This window comes from Micromonospora sp. CP22 (assembly GCF_009712475.1).
In the GTDB taxonomy this organism is placed as follows: Bacteria; Actinomycetota; Actinomycetes; order Mycobacteriales; family Micromonosporaceae; genus Micromonospora.
Genome location: NZ_VCJO01000012.1, coordinates 87869 through 106000 on the forward strand (window position 1 = coordinate 87869; position 18132 = coordinate 106000).

The window sequence follows — 18132 nt, forward strand, 5'->3', positions numbered from 1 at the left end:
AACCCTACGCCGATGAGCAGCTACCGTGATCCCGCCCCTCGCGGCGACGTGTACCCCTCCGAGGAGGAGATCGACCCGGCCGGCAGCGGGGTGGAACCCGCCACCGGTCCGGTCGGCTCCTCGGTCACCTGGGCCGAGGCCGGGCCGTCGGCGAGCCAGCCGGATCCGCAGCCCGCCCCCACTCCGGAGCCGGTGCCGACGCCGCCCCCCACCCCCGGGCCGCCGCCCCGGGTCGAGGGCGGCGCCCGGTCGATCGTGGCCCGGCACATGGACGGTTCGGTCCAGGTGGTCACCGACTTCGACGGCGACGGCGTGGCCGACGTGGTGCAGTTCGACCTCGACGGTGACGGGCTGCCCGACGTCACCTACCTCGACCGTGATCGCGACGGCCGACTGGACACGGTGCTGCGTGAGGAGCACCGGGTCTGAGGCGTGGCGAGGTGGTCAGAGCTGCCGCATCACCTCGGCGGCGACCAGGTCGAGGTGGTCCAGGTCGGCCAGGTCGAGCACCTGGAGGTAGATGCGCTGACTGCCGACCGCCGCGAACTGTCCGATCCGGTCGACCACCTCGTCGGGGGTACCGGCCAACCCGTTGACGCGCAGCTCGTCCGGTTCCCGGCCGATGGCGGCGGCCCGCCGCCGCACCTCGGCCTCGTCCCGGCCGCAGCAGAGCACCAGCGCGTTGGACCAGGTCAGCTCGGCCGGGTCGCGACCGATGTCGGCGCAGGCGTTGCGGACCCGCTCGAACTGGGCGACCGTCTCGTCGATCGAGACGAACGGCAGGTTGAACTCGTCGGCGTAGCGGGCGGCGAGCTGCGGCGTACGCTTCGCGCCCTTGCCGCCGAGCAGGATCGGCGGGTGCGGGCGCTGCACCGGCTTCGGCAGCGCGGGTGAGTCGCTGACCTGGTAGTGCCGGCCGGTGAAGTCGAACGTCTCGCCCGCCGGGGTACGCCACAGACCGGTGATCACCGCCAGCTGCTCGTCCAGCCGGTCGAACCGCTCCCGCAGCGGCGGGAACGGGATCCCGTACGCCTGGTGCTCGGCGTCGTACCAGCCGGTGCCGATGCCGAGTTCGACCCGTCCGCCGCTCATCTGGTCGACCTGGGCGACGGTGATGGCGAGCGGGCCGGGCAGCCGGAACGTGGCGGCGCTCATCAGCGTGCCGAGCCGGATGCTACGGGTGTCCCGGGCCAGACCGGCCAGGGTGGTCCAGGCATCGGTGGGGCCGGGCTCGCCGCTGACCGACCCCATCTTGAGATAGTGGTCCGAGCGGAAGAAGGCGCCGAAGCCGGTCTCCTCGGCGCGTCGGGCCACGGCCAGCAGGTCGTCGTAGCTGGCACCCTGCTGGGGTTCGGTGAAGATCCGCAGTTCCATGCGTCGAGCATAGGAACTCTCCGGGCGGACTGCCCTCCACTGCCGTCGCGCGGTCTCGACGCTCAGGGCGTCGCCCGCCGGATGACCAGGTAGCTGACGGCGGCGAGCACCACGGTCACCAGTGCGGGCCAACCCACCAGCAGCGCCCAGTTGGGCTGGTCGACGAACCATCCGCCGATCGCCGACCACCAGCCCCGCCAGGTGGCGAGTACGGCGAGGCCGCCGATGCCGCCCAGCGCGACGGTGCCCAGCGTCAGCAGGCCGTTGACCCGCCAACGCTTGAAGACCAGCGCGATCGCGATGCCGATGAAGCCGAGCAGCAGGAACGGGATGGCGAACCCGAGGAACCGCAGTACCGGGTTCTCCACGAGAAGGAAGGGCAGGCCGAAGAAGCGCAGGTTGACGCCCCAGCCGTCGGTGGCCTCCTCGACGATGGCCAGCAGGTAGAGCACCGCCGCGTAGACGACCGCCTGCGCCGCGAACTGGAGCACGTTGCCGAGGTAGAAGCTGCGGCGTGAGAGTCCCAGCCCGATGGCGAACGGGAAGTCCTGGGTGATCGCGCTGATGCTGGCGATGAACATCACGATGTAGATGCTGAGCAGCCCGCCCGTGGTGGGTTCGAAGTCGTCGTTCTCTCCCATGGCGGTGAACAGGGCCAGGTTGATCAGGAAGCTGAGCGCGAGGATTCCCCAGGGCCAGCCGAGCACGACGCGCCAGGCGACGAACTGCAACCGGGCGACGGTCAGGGCGCGGTTCATCGGGTGGCCTCCTTGTTGGCCGTGGCACTGCCGGCACCGGCCGCGTGCCCGTTGGTCGAGGTGGTCAGGCGGACGACGATGTCCTGGAGCGAGGAGGCTTCGAGGTCGAGGCCCAGGGAGCGGGCGCGGTCCCGCGCCGCCGCGCCGAAGTCACCGCGTACGGTGGCCCGCGCGGTCCCGCCGAGGAGCACCCGGTGCAGTTCGGTGCCGGTACGGACGAACTCGTCCACCCCGGCGACCGGGCCGGAGACGGTCACCACCTGCCCACGTAGGGCCTCCGCGTCGACGTCGAGCAGGAGCCGACCCCGGTCGATCAGCAGCACGTACTCGATCAGGTCGCTGACCTCGTCGATGAGGTGGGTCGACAGCACGATGGTGCGCGGGTGTTCGGTGTAGTCGGCCAGCAGGTGGTCGTAGAAGAGCTGCCGGGACACCGCGTCCAGCCCCAGGTAGGGCTCGTCGAAGAAGGTCAGCGGGGCCCGTGAGGCGAGCCCGACGACGATGCCGAGCGCGGAGAGCATGCCCCGGGAGAGCTTCGTGACGTGACGCTCGCGCGGCAGCTGGAACACGTCGGCCAGCCGCTGGGCGTACTCCTCGTCCCAGCCCGGGTAGACCAGACCGGCCGCGCGGAGGACGTGCATCACCCGCAGGCCGGACGGGTAGGTCTGGCTCTCCTTGATGAAGGAGATGCGCGACAGCACCCGTTCGTTCTCGTAGGGGTGCTGCCCGAAGACGGAGATCTCCCCGCTGGTGGCGAAGTTCTGCGCGGTGAGCAGTTGCATCAGGGTGGTCTTGCCCGCCCCGTTGCGTCCCAGCAGGCCGTAGATGCGGTTCTCGGTGAGCGAGAAGCTGACCCGGTCCAGGGCGGTGACCGTCCGGTACCGCTTGGTCAGGTCGGTGACGGTGACCACCGCGCTCACTGGTCCTCCTCCCAGGTGTCGATCATGTTCTTGAGTTCGGTCGGTCCGATGCCGAGCTTGCGGGCCTCGGTCAGCAGCGGCCGGACGTACTGTCGGGCGAACTCGTCGCGGCGCCGGCCGCGGAGCTTGGCTCGGGCACCGGGGGTGACGAACATGCCGATTCCTCGCTTCTTGTAGAGAGTTCCGTCGTCGACCAGCTTGTTGACCCCCTTGGCGGCGGTCGCGGGGTTGATCCGGTGGAAGGCGGCCAGCTCGTTGGTCGAGGGCACCTGGCCCTCCTCTGCGAGGGTCCCGTCCAGGATCGAGTTCTCCAGCAGCTCCGCGATCTGGAGAAAGATCGGTCGGCCGTCCTCCATCACGTCCACCAATCCCGATCATGGTTAGCTGGTTCATTACTCATGTAACTAACCATGTAACCAGTGGGGTGTCGATGTCAAGACGGGCGCTTCCGGCCCGATCAGCGGACGAGGCGCGCGGACGGCCGGTCCGCGCACGGGTCGGCCCGCCGGTACCCCGGCGGGCCGACTCAGACCGACCGGGATCAGCCGTACGGCGGCCGGGCGTACGCGGCGCGCAGGGCGGCCAGCCCGGCGGCCTTCGGGCTGAGGGTGCCCCAGCCGGAGTTGAAGTAGTTCGTCCGGGCGATGAAGGGACCACGCTCGGCGTTGAGCCGGGCGATGGCCGCCGGCACGGTGGCGATCCAGGCGGCCTGGTCGGGGATCTCGACGACCCGTACGCCCCACTCGGCGATCAACACCGGGCGGGACAGCGCGACCGGGCCGAGGTCTGCCACCGCCCAGTCCTTGGTACGCCGGAAGCGCTCCAGCGCGGTGTGGCCGGCACTGGTCGCGTAGACGTTCCACTGGAGGTAGTCCAGCCGCGACATCAGCGCCTCGGGGTGGGTACGCCGGAAGCAGGCCCGGTCGAAACCGCCGAGCCCGACCGAGAAGGTGGTGCCCTGCGGCAGCCCCTTGGCCCGGAACCAGTTGACGATGTACGTCATCGCCTGCACCGCCCGAGCGTCCGACTCGGCCCAGGTGTACGCCTTGCCCGCCTCGGTGGTGCCGAACTCGTGGTCGGTGTCCAGTTCGGAGGCGAGTTGGATGTTCACGCCGAAGCCCATCGTCCGGTACTGCGACAACGCCCGCGCGAACAACCCGTCGCACTGCCCGGCGAGGACCTGGCCGTACCCGTACGCCTTGGGCCAGACCGCGCCCGGACGCTGCTGGATGGTCATCGCCGGTGCCGGCACGGTGTACTTCACCCCGTCGACGGTGAAGGTCTGCGGCCCGGTGTCGGACGCGCCGTAGTGCTTCAGTTCGAGCACCATGTTGATCTGCACCCCGGACCGGCCGAGGGTGACCAGCCACTGCCGCTGGTAGCCGGGGAAGATGTGCGCGTCGGCGAAGCTGCGGTACTGGGTCAGTGACCGGAAGTTGCCACCGGCCATGTCGGCGGTCGGGTCCGCGCCGCCGGAGAGGTAGTAACCGCCGAGCACCGGCGGGAGCACGGTGTACGCGACGCTCGCGGTGGCGGTCTTGCTGGTGGCGTCCCGCACGGTGACGGTCACCCTCGGCATCACGCCACCGCCCGGTAGACAGCAACCGAGCCGCTGTCGGAGACCCGGGACCAGGTGCGCCCCGAATCGTCGGTGACGGTGAGGGTGAGCGGGTCGATCACCGCGGTCACCGAGACCGGAGCGCTGCGGTTGCCCTGGGCGTCGGCCACGGTGATCGTCAGGGTCAGCCGCTGGTTGTCCGGGTCGCCGTAGTTGACGGTGAGCAGCATCTGCTCGCCGGGCGAGTAGGTGGTGGGGTTCATCGAGACGTTGACAGTGGGAGCGGCCATGGCGGCTCCTTCCTGGCTTGGCCGTCGTCGCGACCCAGCGGTGCAACACCGTCGGTGCGGCTGGTCCACGACGGCGGGCCGGAGCCGGACGGCGCGACGACGCGCCCCGGCGGGGGATCCTTACCGGCGGCCGGTGGGACTCGCGGCCCATGCTCGGCCGGAGGATCGGATGTGGCCCGCCATCCGCAGCCTCTCTACCTGCTACAACAGTGCGTCAGGGAAGACCCTGCCGTCTTGTCCATTTCCAGACATATTGACCTTTATGGAGGCGTGCGTGAAGTACCTGATGTTGATCTACGGCAACGAGGAGATCTGGAACAGCCTCCCGGACGACGAGCTGACCGCCCTGATCGGTCAGGTCGACGCCTTCAACGAGACGCTGCGCGCCTCCGGTGAGCTGGTCGACGTCCAGGGCCTGGTGTCGCGGCCCCGCTCGGTGCGGATCGTCGCCGACACCCCGGTCGTCACGGACGGGCCCTACCTGGAGGCCAAGGAGTACGTGGGCTCGTACTTCGTGGTCGACGTCGACGACGAGCAGCGCGCGTTGGAGATCGCCCGCGCGTATCCGGGCATCCGGTTCGGGGCCGTCGGCGGCGGGATCGAGATCTGGCCGCTGATGACCGGCGACGGAGCGGACCGCTGAACCTCGACGCGGCCACCACCGACCTGCTGCGCCGACTCGCGCCGCAGGTGCTGGCCACGCTCGCCCGCCGGTACGGCGACTTCGGCCGGGCCGAGGACGCCGTGCAGGAGGCGCTGGTCGCGGCCGTGGAGAGGTGGCCGGTCGACGGCGTACCCGAACAACCCGGGGGCTGGCTGCACACCGTGGCCGCCCGCCGGTACGTCGACCTGGTCCGCGCCGAGGCCGCCCGTACCCGCCGCGAGCGCACGGCACTGGAACTCACGCCGCGCGACGCGCTGGTCACCCCACCGCCCGACGTCACGGCCCCCCGCGACGACCTGCTGGAGTTGTTCCTGCTCTGCTGCCATCCGGCGTTGTCCGCGCCGGCACAGTTGGCGCTGACCCTGCGCGCGGTGGGTGGGCTCACCACCGCCGAGGTCGCCGCCGCCTTCCTGGTGTCGGAGCGGACCATGGGCCAGCGGATCTCCCGCGCCAAGGTGCGACTCCGGCAGGCGGGTGCCCGGTTCGAGCCACCGGCGGAAGCACAGTTCGCGACGCGGCTGGCCGTCGTACGCCAGGTGCTGTACCTGATGTTCAACGAGGGATACAGCGCCAGCAGCGGCCCCCGGTTGCGGCGCGCCGAACTGACCGGGCAGGCGCTGCGGCTGACCCGCCGACTGCACGAGCGAGTTCCCGGCGACGGGGAGACGGCCGGTCTGCTCGCGTTGATGCTGCTCACCGAGGCCCGGGCGGCGGCCCGGGTCGGCCCGAACGGTGACCTGGTGCCCCTGGCCGAGCAGGACCGCGACCGGTGGGACCGAACGCTGATCGACGAGGGTCGCGCGCTGGTCGAGCAGAGCCTGACCGCCTCGCCACCGGGGCCGTACCGGATCCAGGCCGCCATCGCCGCGGTGCACGCCGAGGCACCGACCACCGAGGACACCGACTGGCCCCAGGTGCTCGCCCTGTACGAGCTGCTGGAACGCCTCGCCCCCAACCCGGTGGTCACGCTGAACCGGGCGGTGGCGGTGGGCATGGTCCACGGACCCGCCGCCGGGCTGGCCCTGCTGTCCGAGGTGGAGTCGGGGCTGCTGGCCGGGCACCACCGGCTGCACGCCGTCCGCGCCCACCTGCTGGAACTCGCCGACGACCGGGCCGCCGCGACGGAGTGGCGGGCGGCGGCGCAGCACGCCGGCAGCGAACCCGAGCGGCGGTACCTGCTGCGTCGGGCCGCCGCCTTGAGCGAGTCAGGATCCGCTCCCGTGTGACCCAGGTCACCTGCCGGACCGGTAGAAGCGGTCGACCCGGCACCGATCCACCTGTGGGTCGGCGCCCACGGTGGGCGCCGCCAGATCCGGGAGGAACGGATATGACGAAGGTGACCGCCCAACTGTCGGTGTCGCTCGACGGCTACTACGCCGGGCCACGGCACGACGGCAACGGCGACTGGGTGCGGTCGGCGGAGAGCCACGGGTTCTACCGGGTGACCCGGTGGGCCACCGAAGCGATGGCGTGGCGCGAGCGGCAGGGATTCGTCGGCGGCCGACACGACGCCAGCTCCGAGATCATCGCCGAGTCGTTCGCCTCGGCCGGCGCGTACGTGATGGGTCGCCGGATGGCCGACGGCGGTGAGGTGCCGTGGGGCGACGAGCCACCGTTCCGTGCTCCGGTCTTCGTGGTCACGCACCGGCCGCGCCCGACGCTGCACCGTAAGGGCGGCACCAGCTTCACCTACGTCACCGACGGGCTGGCCAGCGCGATGGAGCAGGCCCGCGCCGCGGCCGGTGACCGCAACGTCGCGGTGGCCGGCGGCGGCAGTCTGGTCCGGCAGGTGCTGCGGGCGGGGATGCTCGACGAGTTGGACCTGCACATCGCGCCGGTCATCCTCGGCGCCGGGCTCCGTGTCTTCGACGACCTGGGTCTCGACGACTTCGAGGCGATCGAGCTCACCCCCGACCGGGTGGTGCCCCGCCCGCACGTCACCCACGTCCGGTACACGGTGCGCGGTCGGGCCCCGCTGGTCCTCGACGACCGGGGCAGGGGTGGCGACACCCCGTAGGACGGATACGGCGGGGGCACCGTGGCCGCGTCACCGGTCCTAGAGTGACGCAGACATACCGAACCTAGGAGGGCGCGGTGACCGAGCCGCCACCCGTCGACGGCTCCCCCGGCACCGGGGGACCAGGCGAACGTCCTGTCGCGGCCGGGGGCGAGAGCACCGCGCCGTCGGCCGCGACGGCACCCCGTCTCCTGGTCATGCCAGCCACCGACGGGCTGACCCCCATCGTCTGGCCGGGACCGACCGACCAGCCCGCCTGGGCGATTCCGGTCACCGTGCCACCCGGCACCCAGGGCTACGCCATCTTTCTGCCCCTGGTGCCGGAGGGCGCGAACCCGGCCAGCCCCGCAGCACCGGCGCAGCGCACGGCAGCGCGGCCGGCGGCGCTCGCCGCCACCGGGCCCACCACCCAGGTCGTACGCCCGGTCGAGGAGACGGCCGACGACGGCCAGCCGCCGTCACCGCCCGCCGCGACAGTCGCCGACCCGGCGACGGCAGACGGCCCAGCCCCGGCGGACGCACCGGCGACGGGTGACCGGGCGGCTCCGGCGGCTCCGGCGGCTCCGGCGGCTCCGGCGGCTCCGGCCGGGCCACGGGTTCCACCAGCGGCGGCGTTCGGCTACCAACCGTCCGGTCCGTACTCGTTCCGGCCGGTGCCGCCGCAGCCGTCGTTCTTCGACCGGGTGTGGCCGGGACCGCCACCGGCCCGGCGGCTGACCACCCCGCTGGCCGTCGTGGCGGGTGCGCTCGGCGTGGCCACGTTCGTCCCGTTGGGCCGGACCGGCCTCGGCTGGCTCCTCGGCTACCTCGTCCTCACCGTCGGCGTCGCGGTCGCGGTACGACACCACATCGCCGAGCTGCCGCAGCCCGAGCGGTGGCTGCGGACCGGTTGGGCCGTCGCCGCCCTGGCGCTGCTGGCGGTCCTCGGCTTCCGCAACGCCTGGTGGCTGGTCACGTTCTGCGTGTTGGGCGCGCTGGCCTGTACGGCATTGGCGATCATCGGTGGGCGGCGCATCCGGTCGATCCTGTTCAGCCTGGTCGCCGCCCCGATCGCGGCGGTTCGCGGCGTGCCGTGGGTACGCGCACACGTCCGGGTCTCCGACGACTCCGGGGCCACCCGGCGGGTCGTCGGGTCGGTCGTCGTCACCGTGGCGTTCCTGATCGTGTTCGGGGCGCTGCTCTCCTCCGCCGACGCCGCCTTCTCCCGGGTGCTCGGCGCCCTCATCCCGGAGATCAGCGTGAGCGGGGTGTTCCGGTGGCTGTTCCTGGCCGCCGTCGGTGCCCTGATCGCCGTGGCCGCCGTCTACACGCTCGCCGCACCGCCGAACCTGTCCTCGGTGGACCGGGAGACCTCCCGCAGTATCGGGCTGATCGAGTGGGCTCCGCCGATCGCCACCCTGACCACGCTGTTCGGCGGCTTCGTCGCCGTGCAGTTCACCGTGCTCTTCGGCGGTCAACGGCACGTGCTGGACACCACCGGACTCAGCTACGCCGAGTACGCCCGCAGCGGGTTCTGGCAACTGGTCGTGGTGACCGTGCTGGCCCTGGCGGTGCTCGGCGGCGTCACCAGGTGGGCGCGCCGGGACCGGCCGCTGGACCGGCTGCTGTTGAGGATCCTGCTGGGCCTGCTCAGCGCGCTGAGCGTGGTCATCGTCATCTCGGCCCTGTCGCGGATGTACACCTACCAGAAGGTCTACAGCTTCACCGGCGAGCGGATCTTCGTGATGGCGTTCGAGCTGCTGCTCGGCGCCGTGTTCCTGATGGTCCTGGTGGCCGGCGTACGCTGGCGCGGCGGGTGGATACCGCGTCTGACCGCCGCCCTCGCGGTGGTGATGCTGTTGAGCCTGGCGGCGCTGAACCCGGAGGACTACGCGGCCCGCCGCAACATCGCCCGGTACGAGCAGACCGGCCGGATCGACGCGTGGTATCTGCGGGCGCTGTCCGCGGACGCCACCCCCGCCCTGTCCACGCTGCCCGACCCGGTTCGCCGCTGCACGCTCAGCTGGATCGCCGACGATCTGGCGGAGCCGGACCCGTGGCACGCCTGGAACCTGGGGCGCCAGCGGGCCCGAGAGGTGCTCGACCGGCTGGGGCCCGACGCGATCGGCAATCAGCGCGACTGCCGCCGCGCCGACCAGTTCGACCTGCCGAAAACCCGCACCCCGCGCTGACCGCTGAAGGCCGGCCCGCCCGGGTCGGCGGCCAGCGGTCAGCGCGCGGCGAGGAAGGTGAGCACCTCGGACCACCCGTCCCGGCGGGCGGCGGCGTCGCCCGCCCGGGTGCCGCCGTGTGTCTGCTCGCCGGTGCGTCCCTGGTGCACCGTCTTCGAGGGCAGATACGGAAAGGTGCCGACGCCGTGCCCGGCATCCGGGTAGAACAGCGCACGGTGCGGCGGACCACCGAGGGCCAGCAGCAGTTCGGCGGCGAAGGTAGGCGCGTCGTACAGCCCGCCGACGCCGCCCTCCGAGCCGCCGACCCACAGCACCCCGCTCCGTCGAGGCACCTCCGGCGGCGGGAGCACGAGCATCCCGCGTACGCCGTCGGCGGTCGGCGTCAGCTCGGTGAAGGAGACCTCGCCCGCCGTACGGACCGGCTGGTCTGCGAGCGCGACGGCCGGTGCCACATCCAGGCGCAGCCGCGCCGCCCCACCATCCCCGGACCACGAGTAATCGATTAACCCCGGACTGTAGGCAATCCGACTGTGACCTTGGTCATTACCCGGCAGAGTGGCAGCACGCATCGATTCATGCCGATTGGAGTCGACGATGCCTCTCCGCCTGCGCCATCTCTGCGCCGCCGTGGCCGCCATCCTGGCCGCGGCGCTGTTGAGTCCGGTCACCCCGGCCACAGCCGCAACCGCCGACCGCTTCGGGTTCGCGTACGTCGACGATCCGACCGCGCTGCCCTGGACACCACTGCCCGCCGCCTACCAGTACGGAAGCTGGACACCGGGGCTGACGGCCACCGGCGGCAAGGTGGCACTCGGCCGGTTCCAGGTGCGCTTCCCGAACATCGGCCTGGGGGGCCGAGGCAACGCGCACGTCACCGCCGTGGCGCGGGACGGCCGCTTCTGCGAACTCGTACGCTGGTATGGCTCGGGTCCCGACCAGATCGTCGACGTGCAGTGCTTCCGGCCCGGCGGCAGACCGGCCGACACCCCGTTCACCGTGTTGTGGACGTTCAGTTCCGGTGTCCTGCCGGCGGGCGTCGGCGCGTACGCCTCAGCGCAGGTGACGTCCAACCTCCTCGCCCAGGCGTACAACTCGGCCGGAGCGCCCGTCAGCGCCTCCCACGTCGGGGTGGGCATCTACGCCGTGCGCTTCTCGGGTGTCGGCGAACCGTCCGGCATACTCTCCGGGAACGTGCAGGTGACCGCCCAGCAGCCGAACGCAGAACCGCGCCGATGCAAGATCCTCCGCTGGGGCGCGTCCGGCCCGGAGGTGTTGGTCTACGTCGCCTGCCACGATCCGTTCAGCGGCGCGCCGATGGACAGCGACTTCACCGTGTCGTTCCACCGGGAGCGCTCGGTCTACGCCTCGTTCGGCCCGCCGAGGTACTTCGGATACCTCGCCACCCCACCGTTCGCCGGCCCGACGAACTACTCGTACCCGCTCGGCATCGGACCCAACGGCTACGCTCCCACCGGCCCCGGCACCTCCGTCGTCAGGTTCCCGCTGCTGCACGAGAGGCACACCACCGCGCACGTGACCGCGATCGGGGACAGCCCCTCGTACTGCACCATCCAGGAACTGTGGGCGCAGGTCGCCACCACTGCGGTGCTGCCGGTCACCTGCTTCGCCAACAACGGCCGCCTGCTGGACAGCCAGTACAGCTCGACCTTCTCGTCGAGCGTCTGAGAACGCGTGGTCCCCGCCCAGCATGTCTGGGCGGGGACCAACCGCGCGCCGTCCCGGTCGACGCGGGTGCCGACGGGAGCCGGACGGAAAGGCCATCCGAGAAAACCGCCAAGATTTTTTCCGGCGGCATGTCGAGAAGCGGGATCGTGCTCCGTCCCCGCTGTACACCCGGCCAGAATGGCCGTACCCGACAAGGAGCACCGATGGCCAAGTACCTACTGCTCAAGCACTACCGTGGCGGCCCGACCCCGCTGACCGACGTGCCGATGGAGAAGTGGACGCCCGAGGAGATCTCGGCTCACGTGCAATACATGCGGGACTTCGCCGAACGGCTGCAAGGCACCGGCGAGTTCGTCGACGCCCAGGCACTCTCCCCGGAGGGAACGTTCGTCCGCTACGACGGCGAGGGCCGACCGCCGGTCACCGACGGCCCGTTCGCGGAGACCAAGGACCTGATCGCCGGCTGGATGGTGATCGACGTCGACAGCTACGACCGGGCGCTGGAGTTGGCCGCCGAGCTGTCCGCGGCACCGGGCGTCGGCGGGAAGCCGCTGCACGAGTGGCTCGAGGTCCGGCCGTTCCTCACCGAGCCGCCGACCATCGAGGAGTGACCCTCGGTGGAAGAGGCCGTACTGCGGACCCTCACACCCGCCGTGATCGGCATCCTCGTCCGTCGCGGAGTCGACTTCGCGACGGCCGAGGATGCCGTGCAGGACGCGTTGGTCGAAGCGGTACGGGTGTGGCCGACCGACCCGCCGCGCGACCCCAAGGGCTGGCTGGTGGCCGTCGCCTGGCGCAAGTTCCTCGACGCGGCCCGCGCCGACACCTCCCGACGTCGGCGCGAGGCGCTGGCGCAGGTCGAGCCCGCACCCGGGCCCGGCGGGGAGGTCGACGACACCCTCGCGTTGTACTTCCTGTGCGCGCATCCGTCGCTGACCTCGGCCTCGGCGGTCGCGCTGACGCTACGCGCGGTGGGCGGCCTGACCACCCGGCAGATCGCCCAGGCGTACCTGGTGCCGGAGCCGACCATGGCGCAGCGGATCAGCCGGGCCAAACGGACCGTCTCCGGGGTTCGGTTCGACCAGCCGGGTGACGTCGCCACCGTGCTGCGCGTGCTCTACCTGGTCTTCAACGAGGGCTACTCCGGCGACGTCGACCTCGCCGCCGAGGCGATCCGGCTCACCCGTCAACTGGCGGCGAGGATCCGGCACGAGGAGGTGGCGGGGCTGCTCGCGCTCATGCTGCTCCACCACGCCCGGCGGGCGGCCCGCACCGACGCCGACGGCCGACTCGTGCCGCTGGCCCAGCAGGACCGCAGCCGGTGGGACACCCGCCTCATCGCCGAAGGCGTACACCTGCTCCAGAGCGCCCTGGCCCGCGACCGCCTGGGCGAATACCAGGCGCAGGCCGCCATCGCCGCACTGCACGCCGACGCCCGCACCGCCGAGGAGACCGACTGGGTGCAGATCGTCGGGTGGTACGACGAGCTGGTCCGGCTCACCGACAGCCCGGTGGCCCGCCTCAACCGGGCCGTGGCGGTCGGCGAGGCCGACGGAGCGCGCGCCGGTCTGGCCGCCCTGGCGGGACTCGACCCCGCCCTGCCCCGATACGACGCGGTCGCCGCCCACCTGCACGAACGTGACGGTGCCCTGGCGACTGCGGCCCAGCTCTACGCCAAGGCCGCCAGATCCGCACCCAGCCTCCCCGAACGCGACCACCTCACCCGCCAGGCCGCCCGACTCAACGCGCAGCTAAGCCGCTGACGTCTCGGGCTTTCTCCCCTTGAGGTGTTCGGCCGCGAAGCTGCTCCCGTCCGTCAGGTTGGTATGGGGACGGAGTATGCGGGAGGGCTCGGGTGGAGATGGCGGCCGACATCACCGGGCGATGCGTGGCGATCAGCCGGGCGGCGTTCGGTCGGGGCGACCTGGACGCGGCGATCGAGGACCTGCACCGCCTACCGATCGACCTGCCCGTCCGGGGCGTCCTCGCGGCCGATCTGCTCGGCGCGCTGGTGCGGGCTGATCCGACGACGGAACCTCACCGACTGCGCCAGCTCGACGACCTGCTGGAGATCGCCGAGGGGTCGCCACCAGACACCCCGGAGTGGCCGCAGATGCGGGCGGCGGCCCGGGTGACGGCGCTGCTGCACGCCGGGATGAAGGGCGAGATGTCGGACCCGTTCGCCACCCTCGCCAAGGTCGAGTCCTTCCTCGCCGTAGCGCCTACGGCGGGTGACGACGAACCGGCGGCGCGGCTGTGGAACGCCATGCGGACGATGCTCGGCGCGCTGCGGGCGACGTATGACGGCGACGAGGCCGCTCTGGACCGGCTGCCCGGGCAGGCTCACCAGCTGCGTGACGCGCTGGCCGACGATGCGGCGGCCGCGCCCATCGCCGACGCCTTCGCCAAGCTGGTGGACCTCATGATGGCCAACCACCGCGGCGACGACCCGGCAGCCGCCCTTGAGGCGCTCCGCGAGACGGTGCAGCGGTTGCCGTCCGGAGATCTGATCCGGACGTCCGTGATGGAGATCGACACGCTGATGGCACCGCTGGCGTCGATCCGGAGTGCGGGTCAGGACGGTCCGGTGACCCGCGTGACACCCGAACAGCTCGCCGCGATGCGCGCCCTGGTGCAGCGACCCGACCTCGCCCCGGGAGAGCGCGCGATGTTCCACTCGGGAATCGGCGGCGCGCTGCTCGCACTCGGCGAGGAGCGCGACGACCTGGCTCGCGTCGAGGAGGCCGTCGAACATCTCCGGATGTCGGTGACCGTGGCGCCACCCGATGACTCGCGGCTCCCCTCACATCTGGTCGGGTTGGCTCTGGGACTGGTCCATCGCGGAGAAGTGACCGGCTCCATCGCGGACACCGTCGAGGCGGAGGAGGTGCTGAAACGGGCGAAGAAACTGGCGGGTGGACCGGGCCATGCCTTGTGGTCGGTCATCAACGAGCTGCTCAGCCAGGTGCGGCGGCACGTCGGCGCGGAGAATTCGCACACCGTCGCCCTGGAGGGTCTCCGCGAGCATGTCTGGCGGGTGCTGCTGCAGACCGACCTGAAAGCGGCGTCCGCCGCCGCGCGTCGGGCCGTCCAGGACGCCATCGACGTGGCGCGGCGGTGCCTGATGTTCCACGACCCGGCAAACGCCATCCGAGCGCTCGACTCCGGCCGGGGACTGACCCTCTACGCCGCGACCGAGAACCGGCACATCCCCAGCCGCCTGGAGGCGGCGGGCCACCCCGAACTGGCGGCCCGGTGGCGGGCGGTCACCGGGTCCGACGAAGCCCCGGAGGTCCCGATCGGCCTGCGGCGCGAGGTGCTGACGGTGCTGACCGAGCAGAGCAACGCGGGCAGCCTGCTCGACGCACCGACGCTCGGCGAGATCAGGGCCGCGTTGCACACCCTCGACGCGGACGCGCTGGTCTATCTGATGCCGGGGGCGACGCCGGTCCCCGGGTACGCGGTCATCGCACCGGTGCAGGGACCACCCGCCTACATGGCGCTGCCCAATCTGCACCTTCTCGACGACGTGGACGTGGAGCGCTACCTGACGGCCCTGGTCCGGCGCGACACCGTCCTCGCGGACCCACACCGCGACCTGGTCGCACTCGATGACGGGGCGGATTTCGCCGGCAGCCTCGACACGGTGTGCGACTGGGCGTGGCGGGCGGCGATCGGCCCCCTGGTGCAGCGCTACCTGCCCAACCTGCCCCGGGCGGATTCGGGGCGACTGCCACGGCTGGTGCTGGTGCCGATGGGGGAACTCGCCCGGATCCCGTGGCAGGCGGCCCGCCGGTCCGACGGCACGTACGCGGTGCGGCTGGTGGCGATCTCACAGACCGCCTCGGCCCGGATGTTGTGCCACTCGGCTGCCCTTCCCCCGGTCGCGCCGACCCCGGTCGGCCTCGTGGTCGGGGATCCGGACCCGGGCGGTGAGGCACCTGACCTCACGGCCGCCCGGCTTGAGGCGTACGCGATCCACCGGTCGTTCTATCCCGGCGGCCGGTACGTCGGCCGCCGGGCCGACGGCTCGCCGAGCCGGTCCGGCACCGGCAGTGTCGAGGAGGTACGGGCCTGGTTGACCAGCGACAGCCCTGGGGCCGGCGCGGTGCTGCACCTCGCGTGTCACGGCGTCATCAACACCGACCCGGCGGTGGCCACCTCCTACCTCCTGCTGGCCGACGGCGGGCGGCTCGCCGCTGACGAACTGGTCGAGCTGACGGCGCGCTGCCCGGAGCGGGCCATCGGACTGATAGTGCTCGCCGCCTGCCGGACGGGCCTGGCGATCAACGGCTACGACGAGGCGTACAGCCTGGGCACCGCATTCCTGGCCGGCGGCGTCCGGTCGGTGCTCTCCACCCAGTGGGCCATCCCCGACCGGGCCACCTCGGCCCTGATGTACATGTTCCATCACCACCTGATCACCGAGGGGCTGCCCGCCTGGGAGGCGCTGCGGCGGGCGCAGAGCTGGATGCTCGACCCGGAGCGGTCCATCCCGGACGGCATGCCGGCACCGCTGCGTCGGCACCTGGCCCACGACGAGCTGTCGCACGTCGCCGCCTGGGCCGGTTTCGTCCACTTTGGACACTGATCAGCTGCGCAGCAGCGCGCGGCGAGCAGAAGGAGGCTGTCGTGAACACGGACAGGGAGGCACAGCTGCGAGCGCAGCTGACCCGATCGACCGGCCCCGCCCGGCTCCGGCCCCTGACGGAGCTCTCCCAGATCCTGGCCGACCGCTACTGGCGGATCGGCCCCGGGCAGGCGACCGCGTTGCCGGCGCTCACCGAGGCGATCGACTGCCTGACCGAGGCGTACGACCTTTTCGAGGCCGTCGATCCGCTACGCGCTCAGGTCGCCGCTCACCTGGGCTGGCTGCTGAACACCCGACACACCGTCCACGGTGGCCCGGACACCGACCGGCAGACGGCCATCGCCCGGCTCGAGGAGGCCGTCGCGGCGGTGGGGCTGCCGCCGGTCCTCACGACCATCGCCCGGTTCTCCCTCGGCCAGCTCTACCTGCACAGGTTGGTCCGCGGCCTGGACGGCCACGGCGTCGGACGACTGCTGTCGGGTGCCGCACCCGACCCGGACGGGGTGGCCGAGGCCGAACGGGCGGTGGACTGCTTCCGGCAGGTGATCGCCGCCGACCAGATGGGCGCCGAAACGCGCGAGGTCAGCAAGGTCATGCTGGAGCTGGCCGAAGCCGTACGCGACCTGCTGTCCCGCAGCAACCAGGGCGCGACGACCGCGTTCGACCTCACCCCCATCATCCAACTCATGACCAAGCTGCAACAGATGCAGCAGCGCACCGGCGGTCTCCTCGCCGAGTTCTCGATGCCCCCGCTCTTCGACTTCTCGCCCCCCGCCACGGTCGACCCGTTGGACCGTCCCGTCGTCGTCGTGACCGTGCCCGATCCGGCGGAGGACGCCGTCCTCCCCGCCACCCCACGACCGGCGGTGGCACCCGATCCGGCGGCGCTGCGCCGGGCCCTGCGGGAACGGGTCGCCGACGACGGCGACCCGTACCTCGCCCTCGCGGCCCTGCTGCGCCCCGACACCCCGACGCCGCCCGGGCTGGTGGACGACCTGGTGGGGCTGGCCACCGCGGCCGTACACGCCGCAGGCGCGGCGGCCACTGCGGCCGACCGGGTCGCCCTGGCCGTGGCGTTGTACCTGCGCGGTACGAACGACACCGACGACGGCTGGGGGAACGGCGGCGACGACCTCCGATCTGCCACCGCACTCCTGCTCGCCGCCGCCGACGCCCTACCGGCCGAGCCGTCCGGAGTCGATCCGATCGCCGTGGAGTTGGCAGAGCTTCTCGGCGAAGCGGTACGCGACACGGTGCACGCCCGCTTCGCCCCGGTGGCGGAGGCGCTGCGCGCCGTGCGGGTCGCCGCCCTGGCCTGGCCGCGAGCGGACGACACGCTGCTGCTGCGCACCGAGACCGGTTGCTTCGACCGCGTACCCACCGGCCGTGATCTGCCGGACCGGGTAGTGGTGGTAGGCACCGACCCGTTGGCGGCCGGCGACGCGGTGGTGGTCTCCTACGTCGGCACGGCCCGGCAGGCGGCCGAACTTGCCACGCGGGTGCCGATGCGGGTCACCGAGGCACCGGTGATCGTCGCGGATCCACGCGGCGGACGCGTCACGGCCGAGTTGGATCGACTTCGTCGCCTCTACCCGCGCTCGGTCGTCCTCGGCGGCGACGGCTCGGGGACCGACGGCACCGGCACTCCGGACGAGGTCCTCGCCCACCTCGACGCGTCGATGTTGCACCTGGACTGCGCCATCGACACCGACGGGTCGCTCGCGCTCGCCGGGCCGGCCGAGCTGACCCCGGCGATGATCGCGGTCCGGGGCGGTCACGCCCGGTCCGAGGGTGGGTTGGCCGTGCTGCCGCCCGGCGGGGCGGGATCCGGGCTGCTCGCCGACGCCCTGCTCACTGTCGGGTTCACCGCGGTGGTGGACTGGGTTCGGCCGGTGCCCCGCACCGTGGCCACCCTGATGCTGACCCTGCTGCACACCGAGTTGGTCCGGGGTGGACTGCGTCCGGCCGCTGCTGTCCGGGCCGTGGGCCGCCGGCTCCAGGATCCCGCCCGGATCGCCCCCGCCCAGCTGCCCCCCGCACTCACCGCCGCGGACCTCGCCGACCCGGCCTACCGGACCGCGATGGTGCTGCGGGGGATCTGAG

The 18132-nt window shown here is 72.0% G+C and carries 17 protein-coding genes; 10 read left to right on the forward strand and 7 right to left on the reverse strand.

Translation table 11 applies throughout. From position 1 onward, the window contains the following. Positions 1–12 precede the first annotated feature (12 nt). Positions 13–429, forward strand: coding sequence for a hypothetical protein (locus FF096_RS19450; protein ID WP_155220514.1), 417 nt, complete (start codon positions 13–15; stop codon positions 427–429). Positions 430–444: 15 nt separating this feature from the next. On the opposite strand, the gene FF096_RS19455 is transcribed toward FF096_RS19450, so the two are convergent. The 6 genes from FF096_RS19455 to FF096_RS19480 form a co-directional block, all read right to left on the reverse strand. Then, the gene (locus tag FF096_RS19455; protein WP_155220516.1) at positions 445–1374 is read right to left on the reverse strand and encodes an LLM class F420-dependent oxidoreductase; all 930 of its coding nucleotides are present in this window, start codon (positions 1372–1374) and stop codon (positions 445–447) included. Positions 1375–1436: 62 nt separating this feature from the next. After that, positions 1437–2132, reverse strand: coding sequence for a hypothetical protein (locus FF096_RS19460; protein WP_155220518.1), 696 nt, complete (start codon positions 2130–2132; stop codon positions 1437–1439). After that, positions 2129–3052: an ABC transporter ATP-binding protein gene (locus tag FF096_RS19465; protein ID WP_309223609.1), complete on the reverse strand. Its 924-nt coding sequence runs from the start codon at positions 3050–3052 to the stop codon at positions 2129–2131. The genes FF096_RS19460 and FF096_RS19465 overlap by 4 nt, the downstream gene beginning before the upstream one ends. Continuing rightward, entirely contained in the window at positions 3049–3408 is a 360-nt protein-coding gene (locus FF096_RS19470) for a GntR family transcriptional regulator (protein ID WP_155220652.1), read from the reverse strand. Before FF096_RS19470 ends, FF096_RS19465 begins: the two co-directional genes overlap by 4 nt. A 185-nt stretch (positions 3409–3593) precedes the next feature. After that, positions 3594–4631 (reverse strand): hypothetical protein, encoded by a 1038-nt coding sequence (locus FF096_RS19475; RefSeq protein WP_155220520.1) that lies wholly within the window; start codon positions 4629–4631, stop codon positions 3594–3596. Then, positions 4631–4900, reverse strand: a complete 270-nt coding sequence (locus tag FF096_RS19480) for a hypothetical protein (RefSeq protein WP_155220522.1) — start codon at positions 4898–4900, stop codon at positions 4631–4633. Before FF096_RS19480 ends, FF096_RS19475 begins: the two co-directional genes overlap by 1 nt. A gap of 274 nt (positions 4901–5174) precedes the next feature. On the opposite strand from FF096_RS19480, the gene FF096_RS26385 reads away from it, so the two are divergent. From FF096_RS26385 to FF096_RS19500, 4 genes are all read left to right on the forward strand, one after another. Next, positions 5175–5543, forward strand: a complete 369-nt coding sequence (locus FF096_RS26385) for a YciI family protein (RefSeq protein ID WP_196222585.1) — start codon at positions 5175–5177, stop codon at positions 5541–5543. Continuing rightward, positions 5540–6790: an RNA polymerase sigma factor gene (locus FF096_RS19490; protein WP_155220526.1), complete on the forward strand. Its 1251-nt coding sequence runs from the start codon at positions 5540–5542 to the stop codon at positions 6788–6790. Before FF096_RS26385 ends, FF096_RS19490 begins: the two co-directional genes overlap by 4 nt. Positions 6791–6891: 101 nt before the next feature. Continuing rightward, a complete protein-coding gene (locus tag FF096_RS19495; protein WP_155220528.1) occupies positions 6892–7581 on the forward strand; it encodes a dihydrofolate reductase family protein in 690 nt (229 codons plus the stop codon). Positions 7582–7658: 77 nt separating this feature from the next. Next, the gene (locus FF096_RS19500; protein WP_309223610.1) at positions 7659–9752 is read left to right on the forward strand and encodes a DUF4153 domain-containing protein; all 2094 of its coding nucleotides are present in this window, start codon (positions 7659–7661) and stop codon (positions 9750–9752) included. Between the two features lie 38 nt (positions 9753–9790). On the opposite strand, the gene FF096_RS19505 is transcribed toward FF096_RS19500, so the two are convergent. Then, the gene (locus FF096_RS19505; protein ID WP_196222586.1) at positions 9791–10204 is read right to left on the reverse strand and encodes an acyl-CoA thioester hydrolase/BAAT C-terminal domain-containing protein; all 414 of its coding nucleotides are present in this window, start codon (positions 10202–10204) and stop codon (positions 9791–9793) included. A 142-nt stretch (positions 10205–10346) separates the two neighbouring features. On the opposite strand from FF096_RS19505, the gene FF096_RS19510 reads away from it, so the two are divergent. From FF096_RS19510 to FF096_RS19530, 5 genes are all read left to right on the forward strand, one after another. Beyond that, positions 10347–11438 (forward strand): hypothetical protein, encoded by a 1092-nt coding sequence (locus tag FF096_RS19510; RefSeq protein WP_155220532.1) that lies wholly within the window; start codon positions 10347–10349, stop codon positions 11436–11438. Between the two features lie 203 nt (positions 11439–11641). Beyond that, positions 11642–12049 carry a YciI family protein gene (locus FF096_RS19515; protein ID WP_155220534.1) on the forward strand — a complete coding sequence of 136 codons (408 nt, stop codon included), beginning with the start codon at positions 11642–11644 and terminating at the stop codon, positions 12047–12049. Between the two features lie 6 nt (positions 12050–12055). Next, positions 12056–13201 carry a DUF6596 domain-containing protein gene (locus tag FF096_RS19520; RefSeq protein WP_309223611.1) on the forward strand — a complete coding sequence of 382 codons (1146 nt, stop codon included), beginning with the start codon at positions 12056–12058 and terminating at the stop codon, positions 13199–13201. 98 nt (positions 13202–13299) lie between these two features. Beyond that, complete coding sequence (locus FF096_RS19525; protein ID WP_230462784.1) at positions 13300–16029, forward strand: CHAT domain-containing protein; 2730 nt, start codon at positions 13300–13302, stop codon at positions 16027–16029. 41 nt (positions 16030–16070) lie between these two features. After that, positions 16071–18131: a hypothetical protein gene (locus FF096_RS19530; RefSeq protein WP_155220538.1), complete on the forward strand. Its 2061-nt coding sequence runs from the start codon at positions 16071–16073 to the stop codon at positions 18129–18131. The last annotated feature ends 1 nt before the right edge of the window (position 18132 follow it).